Below are 12,248 nucleotides of genomic sequence, written 5' to 3' on the forward strand. Positions count from 1 at the left end.
TGGGCCGACCGAGACCACGGTGTGGTCCGCGCGTCACCAGCTCGATGCTGCCGATCCGTCGCCGGTGATCGGCGGTCCGATCGGCAATACGACGCTGCATGTGCTCGACGCCGATCTCAACCTCGCGCCGGTCGGCGTGGTCGGCGAGCTCTTCATCGGCGGCGATGGCCTCGCGCGCGGCTATTGGCAGCGCGCCGCGCTGAGCGCGGAGCGGTTCATCCCGGATCCGTTCGGTCCTGCCGGCGCACGGCTGTACCGGACCGGGGACTTGGCGCGCTGGCGCACCGATGGCGTGCTCGACCATGTCGGCCGTGCCGATCACCAGGTGAAGATCCGCGGCCATCGCATCGAGCTCGGCGAGATCGAGGCGCGGTTGCGCGAGCAGCCGGGGGTGCGCGACAGCGTCGTGGTGGCGCAGGAGGTCGGCGGCGGCCGGCAACTGATCGGTTATGTCAGCGGCGATGATGTCGACGGTGCAGCGCTGCGCGCGGCGCTGGCAGCAGCGCTGCCCGACTACATGGTGCCGTCGCGGGTGATGGTGCTGCCGCAGCTGCCGCTGACGCCGAACGGCAAGGTCGACCGCAAGGCGCTGCCGCTGCCCGATGCGCGGCCGACCGAGACGCAGCGCATCGCGCCGCGCAATCCGACGGAGGTGGCGCTCGCCGCGATCTGGGCCGAGCTGCTGCACCGGGACGATGTCGGCGTCACCGATAATTTCTTCGAGCTCGGCGGCGACTCGCTGGTCGCGGTCCAGCTCGTCGGCCGCATCAAGCGCGATCTCGCGCGCGATCTGCCTTTGAAGCGCCTGTTCGAGCTGACGACGGTCGAGCGAATGGCGTCGGTGCTGGCGGCCGATCCACCTGACAACTCGCGCAGCGGCGACATCGTCGCCATGTTCGATCTGCTGAAGGAAGTCGAGTTCGCCCATGAATGATCAGTCCGGACTGCAGCAGCACCAGCTCGGCGAGATCGCCCGGCGCCTTGCGTCTCTGGAGCCGGCGAAGCAGCGGGCCTTTCTGACGCAGCTGGCCGCGAAGGGCATCGATCTGTCGATCCTGCCGATCGCGAGCCGGCAGCTGCAGCGGGCGCCATTGTCGTTCGCCCAATCCCGTCTCTGGTTTCTGTGGCGGATGGATCCGGGCAGCTCGGCCTACAACATGCCCGTTTCGATCCGTCTGCGCGGCCGGCTCGACATCGACGCGTTGCAGCGCGCGCTCGATCAGCTGGTGGTTCGCCATGCTGCGCTCCGCACCGTGTTCCGGCAGGAGGGGGGCGAGCCTGAGCAGATCGTCTGTCCGCCGCAACCCGTCGCGTTGCGCCGGATCATCTTTGGCGGCGAGGACCGCGAGCAGCAGGCCGCGCGGGTGCGGCGAGAACAGGCTGCCCAGCAGTTCGATCTCGAGTCCGGTCCATTGCTGCGTGCGGCACTGCTGGAATTGGGCGATCAGGATCACATCCTCACCGTCACGCTGCATCACATCGTGGCCGACGGCTGGTCGCTGCAGGTGCTGACCGACGAATTCTGGCAGCTGTATCACGGCGACGTGCGGGGCGAGGCGTATGCGCTGCCTGCGCTCGATATCGACTATGGCGATTTCGCCGCCTGGCAGCGGCTGTGCATGGACGCTTCGGACGGCGAGCGGCAGCTTCGCTATTGGACCAGCCGGTTGCGCGACACGACGATGCTGCAACTGCCGCTCGATCGTGCCCGCGCCGCCGAGCCCGATCAATCCGGCGATGGCGTGCGCATCTCGCTCGGCAGTCCCCTGGCCGAGCGGGTGCGGGCGCTGGCGCAGCGGCACCAGACCACGATCTTCGTCGTTCTGCTCGCGGGCCTGAAGCTGTTGCTGCATCGGTACAGCGGACAGTCCGACATCTGCGTCGGCGTTCCCATTGCCAACCGCGACCGATCGGAAACGCGGCGGCTGATCGGCCTGCTCGTCAATACGCAGGTGATGCGCACGCAGATCGATACGCAGCGCACTATCGCGGATGTCATCGCCGCGCTGCGCGAGGTCACGATCGAGGCGCAGGAGCATCAGGACCTGCCGTTCGAGCGATTGCTCGACGCTCTGCAGCCACAGCGTAGCCTGAGCCAGAACCCGCTGTTCCAGGTGCTCTACAATCATCAGCGCCGTCGCGATCCGTCGCACATGCCGGGCGACGCGGAGCTGCGGATCGAGGCGATCGCGCCCGAGATCGAGACCGTCAAATTCGATCTGGCCCTCGACACCGAGGAGCTGCCATCCGGCGACATCTCGGCCGTGTTCTCCTTCGCCACGGCGTTGTTCAACCGCTCAACCATCGACCGTCTCGCCGGCGACTGGCGTGCGATCCTCGAAGCGATGGCCGAGAATTCCATGCGTCCGATCGCGACGCTGGATCTGCTCTCGGCACGCCAACGCGATGACATCAGGCGGTGGAACGAGAGCGCGCGCGTCGCCGGGCCGTTCCTGCCGGTTCATCGCATGTTCGCGCGGCATGCCGAGGAGCGACCGGCCGCGCCGGCGCTTGTCTTCGGAACCGAGTCGATCAGCTACGAGGCTCTCAATCGGCGCGCGAATGCGATGGCTCGGCATCTCCTGGCGCATGGCGTGCATCCGGGCGATGTCGTCGGCATCTCGATGCAAAGATCGCCCACCCTCGTCGCGGCATTCATCGCCGTGCTGAAGGCCGGCGCGGCGTATCTTCCGCTCGATCCGGATCACCCGCCGGCGCGGCAGGCCGCGACGGTTCGCGATGCGGGCGCGACAGCCGTCCTGATTACGGCGACTGGCGATGGTCAATGGCCGACGATGCCGAGCGTGAGCATTCTCGACATCAGCGCATGGCCGGGCGAGGGGAGCGACAGCGATCCCGCCATCGACGTCCATCCGCAGAGCCTCGCCTACGTGATCTACACGTCCGGCTCCACCGGTATGCCGAAGGGTGTCGCTGTGGCCCACGGGCCGTTCGCGGGGCATTGCGCGGCGACGGCCGAACTCTATGACATGGACCGGCAGTCGCGCGAGCTGCATTTCCTCTCCTTCACCTTCGATGGCGCGCATGAGCGGCTGTGGACCGCGCTGAGCTGCGGCGCGGCGCTGGTGATGCGTGACGCGGATCTCTGGTCGGCCGAGCAGACGCTCGATGTGATGCGCGCGCAGAGCGTGACCAATGCAGGCTTTCCGCCCGCTTATCTGCAACAGCTGGCCGAGTTCGCGGCATGGCGCGGCGATCCGCCGCCGGTGTCGCTGTATTCGTTCGGCGGGGAAGCGATGCCGAAATCGGGCTTCGACAAGGTCCGAGAGGCGCTGCGGCCACGCAAGCTGATCAACGGCTATGGCCCGACCGAAACCGTGGTGACGCCACTGGTCTGGAAAGTCGATGCCGATGCCGACATCGATTGCGCCTATGCGCCGATCGGCCGGCCGGTGGGACAACGCTCGGCCTACATCCTCGATGGCGATCTCAACATCGTGCCCGTGGGGGCCACTGCCGAGCTGTATATCGGCGGCGAGGGGCTCGCGACCGGGTACCGCCATCGTCCGGGCCTCACGGCGGAACGCTTCATTCCCGATCCCCACGGCGAGCCGGGGGCACGGCTGTATCGCACCGGTGACCTGGCGCGCTGGCGTGAAGACGGCGTGATCGACTATGTCGGACGCTCGGACCATCAGCTCAAGATCCGCGGCTTCCGCATCGAGCCCGGTGAAATCGAGGCGCGGCTGATTCAGCAGAACGGGGTGCGCTCGGCCGTGGTCGTGGCGCGCGAGATCGCCGGACGCCAGCAACTGGTCGGCTACGTCTCCGGCGAAGGCGAGCTCGATGAGGCGGGGCTCCGCGCGGCTCTGCTGGCGGAATTGCCCGACTACATGGTCCCCGCGCGGATCGTGCCGGTGGCGCAGATGCCGGTGACGCCGCATGGCAAGATCGATCGCGATGCCTTGCCGCTCCCCACGCTTCCTGCTGCCGACACGAACTATGTTGCTCCACAGACCGCGGCGGAGTTGACGCTGGCTGCGATCTGGTCCGAGCTGCTCGGGCAGGCGGGCGTCGGCCTGCACGATAATTTTTTCGAGCTCGGCGGCGATTCCATCATCTCGCTGCAGGTGGTGGGACGTGCCCGTCAACGCGGTCTTTCGATCGAGCCGCGCGATCTGTTCCGGCATCAGACGCTCGAACAGCTGGCCCGGGTTGCGCGCAGCGAGCCGGGAGCTGATCTCCAAACGCGGTCGGCAGAGAACGACCAAGGGCCGGTGCCGTTGCTGCCGATCCAGCGTCGCTTCTTTGCCGAAGATGCCGGCGAGCGCCATCATTGGAATCAGGCGGTGTTGCTCAAGCCGAACGCATGGCTGGATTGGGCAGCCATGGCCCGCGCCGTTGACGCCGTCGTGGCGCAGCACGATGCGCTGCGGATGCGGTTCGCGGAGGGCCACGGTGAGTGGCGGGCGGAGTATGGCGAGGCGCCATCATCCGCCGATGTGCTCTGGACGAGGAGTGTTGCGGAGGCGGGAGAGATCCGCGCGCTTGCGACGGTCGCCCAGGCAAGCTTGTCGCTGCAAGGACCGCTGCTGCGTCTGGTTGGAATGGACGTGAAGGATGGCAGCCAACGGCTTCTGATCGTCGTGCACCATCTCGTCGTCGACGGCGTGTCCTGGCGCATCCTGCTCGAGGACCTCGCATCAGCGTATGGTCAGGCCGCGCAGGGCGCCGTGGCGATCGCGCTGCCGCCGAAGAGCCAATCCGTCGGCTCATGGAGCCGGCGTCTTGCAGACTATGCCGCGACCGCGGAGTTCGCTGGCCAGCTCGACTATTGGTCGACGCGCTGCGTCGCAGTCGATCTGCCTTGCGACGACGACCATGGCGATATCGACCGCGTTGCTGACGGCGAGGACGTCGTGGTCGCGTTCGATGCGGAGCTGACGGCGAAGCTGCTGAAGGATGCGCCCGCGGCCTATCGGACGCAGGTGAACGATCTGCTGCTCGCTGCATTGGCCAGGGCGGTCGGACGCTGGAGCGGGCTCGATGACATCCTCGTCGAGCTGGAGGGGCACGGCCGCGAGGACATCTTCGAGGGCGCCGATCTGTCGCGGACGGTCGGCTGGTTCACGACCGCCTTTCCCGTCTGCCTGTCAGGCTGCGCGAGCGATGATGCGACGCTGATCAAGGCGACCAAGGAGCAACTCCGCGCCATTCCCGCGCGCGGGCTCGGCTATGGCGTTCTGCGCCATTGTGGAAGTCGCGCGCAGCGCGAGGCTTTGGCGAACGCGGCGGAGCCGCGCATCGTCTTCAACTATCTCGGCCAGTTTGGATCGAGCCTCGGTGCGGAGAGTGCGTTCAGCCTTGCGCCGGAAAGCGCCGGACCCGCGCGCAGCGCCGGCGCGCCGCTCGGCCGCTGGCTCAACATCAACGGACAGGTGTTGGACCGCGAACTGCGGCTGACGTTCAGCTTTGGCCGCAGGCGCTATCGCCGCGCCACGATCGAGCGGCTGGCGGCCTGCTATTCCGCGGCGTTGCGCGAGCTCGTCGCGCATTGCACGAGCGGCATCCACGGCATCACGCCGTCGGACGTTCCGCTGTCGCGGCTCGGCCAGTCCGAGCTTGATCTGCTTGGCGTCTCCCATGACTGGCGCGCGATCGAGGACATCTACCCGCTGTCGCCGATGCAGCAGGGCATGCTGTTCCACGCGCTGCGCGATGCCGAGAGCGGCAGCTATGTCAGCCAGATCGCGGTCGACATCAGCGGGGCCGACGGATCATCGCTGCAGGCCGCATGGCAGGCCGTGACGGCGCGCCACGCCGTGTTGCGGACCGCCTTCGTCTGGCGCGAATTGTCCGGCGCGCCGCAGCAGGTGGTCTATCGCCAGGCCGTGGTGCCCTTCGTTGCGGAGGACTGGCGAGACCGTGTCGTGGGGATGGACGCCGCCGCGCAGGACAGCGCACTCGCTGCGGCGGCGCAGGCGGAACGTCAGGCCGGCTTCGATCTGTCACGGCCGCCGCTGCAGCGGGTCCGTCTGATCGATCTCGGCGGCGGTGTCCACCGCCTGATCTGGACGCATCACCACATCCTGCTCGACGGCTGGAGCGCGGCGCGACTGATTGCAGAGATCATGCAGCATGCCCGTGGCGTTTCGCTCCGGGCTGTGCGCGGGCGCTATCGCGACTACATCGCTTGGCTGCTGCGGCAGAACCAGGACGCGTCGAGCGCGTTCTGGTCGCAACTCCTCTCACGCCTCGAAGAGCCGAGCCTGCTGTCCGACGCGCTTGGCGCGCCCGAAAACGCGGCGACCAGTCATGCTTCGATCGACCTCCTCATCGACGCCGCGCAGGCCGAACTGCTGCAGGCCTTGGCTCGCCGCGAGCGGGTGACGCTGAACACGGTGCTGCAAGGCGCATGGGCTCAATTGCTGCGGCGGCTGACCGGTCAGCAGGCCGTCTGTTTCGGCGCGACGATGTCGGGCCGGCCTCCCGAGATTGCAGCCGTGGATGAGATCGTCGGTTTGTTCATCAACACCGTCCCGGTGCTCGATGACACCAAGCCGCAGACGCTGGTTGGCGATTGGCTCCGCAGCCTGCAGGACCGTAATGTCGATCTGCGCGAGCACGGCTGGATGCCGCTCTACGACATCCAGCGGCTCGCGGGCCGCGCCGGTCGCCCGCTGTTCGACACCATCTTCGTGTTCGAGAACTATCCGGTTGATGATACCTTGCGCGATCAGTCCGGCGACGGTCCGCGCGCGAGCCGGGCCGAGCAGATCTCGATCACCAACTATCCGCTGACGATCGCCGTCTTCGTGACGGAGGCCGGCATCAGGCTCGGCTTCCGTTATGACCGCAGCCGGTTCGATCGTTCGCAAGTCGAGCGACTGCAGGCGGCCCTGGCATGCCTGCTCGCGCGCATGGCCGACGCAAGCGCGCGACCACTCGCCGATCTGCACGGACTGGACGAAGCCGGTGCGCGGCGCATCCTGGGCTGGAGCGTGGGACCTGTCGGGCAGGCGTCCCAAAGCGAGTTCGATGATGTCGTGGCGCAGTTCGAGCGGCAGGCCGCTTTGGCTCCCGCCGCGATCGCCTTGGTCGCCGAGAACGAGCGTATCAGTTATGCCGAGCTCAATCGGCGCGCCAACCGGTTGGCACGTCGACTGCGTGCGCGCGGTGTCGATCCAGATGCTCCGGTCGGGCTTGCCTTCGAGCGCAGCATCGACATGATCGTCGCCGTGTTCGCGGTTCTGAAGGCCGGCGCGGGCTATCTGCCGCTCGATCCGGACTATCCGAGCCAGCGGCTTGCGACCATGCTGCGCGACAGCGGCGCGCGGCTGGTGCTGACGATGTCCGCGTTGCACGATCGCTTCAGCGCTGTGAGCGCCGAAGTGAACGCCGGTCTGATCGTGACAGATGCCGCTGATGGTGATCGCCCGGCGGACAGCGACGGCTTCGATCTCTCGCTACCAACGCATCCTGAAGGCCTCGCTTATGTGATCTATACGTCGGGGTCGACCGGCGTGCCCAAGGGCGTTGGCTGCACGCGTGGCGCGCTGGCGGCGCGGCTCGCATGGATGCAGGCTGAATATCGGCTCGTGCCCAGCGAGACCCTGCTGCAAAAGACGCCGTTCAGTTTCGACGTCGCGGTCTGGGAGATGCTGTGGCCGCTGACGACAGGCGCGCGGCTGGCGATCGCGCCGCCGGGCGCGCATCGTGAGCCCAGGCGATTGATCGACGCGGTCGTCGCCCACGGCGTCACCACGTTGCACTTCGTGCCGCAGATGCTTGCGCAGTTCATCGCCGAGCCCGATGTTACGCGTTGCACGAGCTTGACGCGTCTGTTCTCAGGCGGCGAGGCGCTGCCCGTGCAGCTGATGGACGAGGTCCGGTCCGTGTTCCCCTCGGTTCGGTTCGATAATCGCTACGGACCGACCGAGACGCTGATCAACGCGACATTCTGGAGTTGTGGCCGGCAGAGCGGACGGCGTGTGCCGATCGGCCATCCGATTCCGGGAACTGTCCTGCGCATTCTCGATGCCGACCTCAATCTGGTCGACGAGGGAATGACCGGAGAGCTCCATATCGGCGGCGCCGGGCTTGCGCGCGGCTATCTCGGTCGCGCGGCGCTGACGGCAGAGCGGTTCATCGCAGATCCGTTCGGCGAAGCCGGTGCGCGGCTCTATAGGACCGGTGATCTGGCACGCTGGCGCAGCGATGGCGCGATCGACTATGTCGGCCGGGCCGATCACCAGGTCAAGGTTCGCGGATTCCGCATCGAGCTCGGCGAGATCGAGGCGTGCCTGTTGCAGCAGCCCGCGGTGGGCGCCGCAGCCGTGGTCGCGCGCGCGTTCGGTTCAGGACACCAACTTATCGGCTATGTCAGCGGCAGCGGTGTGCTGGACGGCGCCGCCTTGCGCGATGCCCTGGCGGAGGAGCTGCCCGACTACATGGTGCCGTCGCGCATCATTGTGCTCGACCGCCTGCCGCTGATGGTGAACGGCAAGGTCGACCGCGGTGCTCTGCCCGCACCGGAGATAGGGGATGCGGCAGGGCGTATTGCGCCGCGAACGCCGAACGAAGCCGCGCTGGCTGCGATCTGGGCTGAGCTGCTGCGTGCGCCCGATGTCGGGGTCACCGACAATTTCTTTGAGCTCGGCGGCGACTCCATCATCTCACTGCAGATGGTCAGCCGCGCCCGCCGCGCCGGTCTCGTGATCGAGCCGCGCGACGTTTTCAAGCACCAGACCCTCGAAGCGCTCGCCCGCGCGGCGCGTGTCGAACTGCAGTTGGTGACGCAGGCGGAGCAGGGCTCGATCACCGGAGCGCATCCGCTGCTGCCGATTCAGCTCAAGTTCTTCGAGCAGGAGCTGGAGACGCCCGATCACTGGAACCAGGCTTTGCTGTTGCGGCCGCGCCAGCGGCTGGATTGGGCCACGCTGGGTCGTGCTGTCGAGGCCATCGTCGCCCACCACGATGCCCTGAGATTGCGCTTTGAACAGGACGAGGGCCTCTGGCGCGCACAGCACGGCTCATCGCCGGCACACGCCGAGCTGTTTCGGGCGTGCGAGGTCGACGATGCCGACGCCGTGACGGCGCTTGCGGCGGAGATTCAAGCGGGTCTCTCGCTGGCGAAGGGGCCTCTGGTCCGCGTCGTCGGGATGGATCTGCCCGGCCGCGAGCAGCGGCTGCTGATCGTCGCTCACCATCTGGTGGTCGACGGCGTGTCCTGGCGCGTGCTGCTGGAGGATCTCGCGGCCGCCTATGAGCAACTCGTCCGCGGAGGCGAGGGCCTGGCGCTGCCGTCGAAGACGCATGCCTATGCGCAGTGGGGCGCAGCGCTGCACGCGTATGCCGGCTCGGACGCGTTGGCGGCGGAGCTGGAATATTGGACGGCAATCAAGCCGACGGACGATCTGCCGTGCGACGACGACCACGCAGGCCGCGACACGGTCGCCGATGCACATGAAGTCACGTTGGAGATCGAGGCCGAACGAACCGCGCCGCTGCTGGGGCCGGCGCATGCGGCCTACCGCACGCAGGTCAATGATCTCCTGCTATCGGCGCTGTCGCGAGCGCTGTGGCAATGGTCGGGCTGCACGGATGTCGTCATCGAGCTCGAGGGCCATGGCCGCGAGGATATCGGGGCCGGGCTCGATCTGTCGCGGACGGTCGGATGGTTCACGACCGCGTTTCCCGTGCGGCTGGCGCATGGCAGCCGTGATCCGGCATCGTTGATCAAGGCGACCAAGGAGATGCAGCGCGGCGTTCCGCATCGCGGTCTGGGCTACGGTGTTCTGCGCTATCTCGGCTCCGACGCTCAGCGCAAGACACTCGCAGCGAGGAGCGAGCCGCGCGTCGGGTTCAACTATCTCGGCCAGATGGATGATGGCGCCGGCGAAGCTGCGCTGTTCACCATGGCGTCCGAGAGCGCGGGCCCCTCGCGCGCCTCGTCGAGTCCGTTGCGGCACCATCTCGCCGTTAATGCCCATGTGCGGGAGGGCAGGCTGCAAGTGTCGTTCGGCTTCAGTCGGAAGCGCTACCGCACGGCGACGGTCGGCCGCCTCGCGGACTGTTTTAGGATGGCACTCGCGGAGTTGCTCGAGCATTGCACCGGCGATGTCCGGGGCATGACGCCATCTGACGTGCCGCTGTCGAGGTTGACGCAGCACGAGCTCGATGCGCTGGCGCTCGATTGGCGCGAGGTCGAGGACATCTATCCGCTGTCGCCGATGCAGCAGGGCATGCTGTTCCATGCGCTGCACGACGACGGTACCGGGCTCTATGTCAACCAGCTGACGACCGAAATCCGCGGCCTCGATCCGGAGCGGCTGCGGACGGCCTGGCAGATGGTCACCGATCGCCATGACGTGCTGCGCACCGGTTTCCTGTGGCGAGAGCTGTCGGGATCGCCGCAGCAGGTCGTATATCGCCGCGCGGAGATGCGATACGTCGTGGAGGACTGGCGAGAGCGCGCCGCTGGGCTGTCTCCCGCAGCATTGGACGATGCGCTGGGCGAGGTTGCGCGCGGCGAACGCGCAGAAGGCTTCGACCTGTCGCGGCCGCCGTTGCAGCGTCTCAGCCTGATCCGGCTCGACGATGAGCGTCATTGGCTGATCTGGACGCATCACCACATCCTGATGGATGGCTGGAGCTCGGCCCGTTTCATGGCCGAAGTGATGCTACTGCTGGAGCAGGGCGCGTTGCCGGCGCAGAAGCTGCGTTATCGCGACTACATCGCCTGGCTTCAGACGCGCGACCACGACGCGTCCTCCGCATTCTGGCGCGAGACGCTGGCGGAGCTCGACGAGCCGAGCCTGCTGACAGCGGCCGGCGAAGACATCGTCGGTCACGGCTCTCTGACCATGGCGGTGGACCCGGAGCTCACCGGGGGCCTGCAGCACTTCGCGACCCGCGAGCGGGTCACGCTCAACACGGTCGTTCAGGCCGCGTGGGCGCAGTTGCTGCGGCGGCAGACCGGCCAGGATACGGTATGTTTCGGCGTGACGGTCTCCGACCGGCCCGCTGGTCTGGCCGGCGCCGAGGAGATGATCGGTCTCTTCATCAACACTCTGCCGGTCGTCGATACCAAGCATCCGGAGCAGGGCGTCGGCGCCTGGCTGCGCGATTTGCAGAATCGCAACCTTGCTCTCCGCGAGCACGGCTGGATGCCGCTTGCCGACATCCAGCGGCTGGCGGGCCGGACCGGGCGGGCGCTGTTCGACAGCATCTTGGTGTTCGAGAATTATCCGGTCGACCAGGCCCTGAAGACGAAGCGGGGCGAACTCAGCGCCAGCAGCACGCAGATCCGGGAGACCAGCAACTATCCGCTGTTCATCAGCGTCGGTCTCGACGGCGAGTTGCGGCTCGTGTTCAATTTCCAGCGGCGGCATTTCGAGGATGTCCAGATCCGCCGGCTTCAGGCGGCGTTCGTGCAGCTGCTCGCCGCGATCATCAGTGACGCGGAGCAGCCGGTCGGGAACGTCGTCGCCCATGCGGCCGATGATCTTGCGATGCTCGCGCGAGCCAATGACACGGTGCAGAGCGCAGCGTTCACCAGTCTCGTTGCTCAGTTCGAGGCGCAGGTGGAACGTGTGCCAGACGAGATCGCGTTGGTCCACGGTGAAGAGACGATCAGCTATGCCGAGCTGAACACACGCGCGAACCGGCTGGCGTCTCGTCTCAGGGCGCACGGGATCAGCGCTGATATGGTGGTCGGTCTGGCGCTGGACCGCAGCGTCACGATGATGGTGGCGCTGCTCGCAGTGCTCAAGGCCGGCGGAGCCTATTTGCCGCTCGACCCGGATTATCCGTCCGAGCGGCTCGCTCACATGCTCAATGACAGCGGCGCGAAGTTGTTGTTGACGCAGGCGGGTCTGCAAGATCGGTTCGCGGCGGTGCTTGAGGCGAGCGGGGCCCAGGCTTGGCTGCTCGATGTCGAGGCCGGGCGGGGTGACGGCGATGCGGGCAATCTCGCTGTCGAGGTGCATCCGGAGAGTCTGGCCTATGTGATCTACACCTCGGGCTCGACTGGACTGCCCAAGGGCGTGATGGTGCGTCATGGCGCGGTGACGAACTTCCTGGCGACCATGGCCGAACAGCCGGGCATCACGCGTGAGGATCGCGTGCTCGGTCTGACGTCGCTGTCGTTCGACATCGCAGTGCTGGAGCTGTGGCTGCCCTTGACGCACGGCGCGCGGATCGTGCTCGCCGATCGCATGGCGGCGCATGATCCGGCGGTGCTGAAGGCGATCGTGGCGCGGCATGGCGTGACCATGATCCAGGCC

General features: G+C 67.1%; 2 protein-coding genes. Both read left to right on the top strand.

Annotation, left to right across the window (positions count from 1 at the left end; translation table 11 throughout):
- Positions 1–934, top strand: a 934-nt coding sequence (locus NLR35_RS33420; protein ID WP_257170804.1) for a phosphopantetheine-binding protein, incomplete at its 5' end; no start/stop codon positions are given.
- On the top strand, positions 927–12,248 hold an 11,322-nt coding region (locus tag NLR35_RS33425), incomplete at its 3' end, for a non-ribosomal peptide synthetase (RefSeq protein WP_257170805.1). The genes NLR35_RS33420 and NLR35_RS33425, both read left to right, overlap by 8 nt.

It is taken from the genome of Bradyrhizobium sp. SRS-191 (assembly GCF_024586915.1).
Classification (GTDB): Bacteria; Pseudomonadota; Alphaproteobacteria; order Rhizobiales; family Xanthobacteraceae; genus Bradyrhizobium.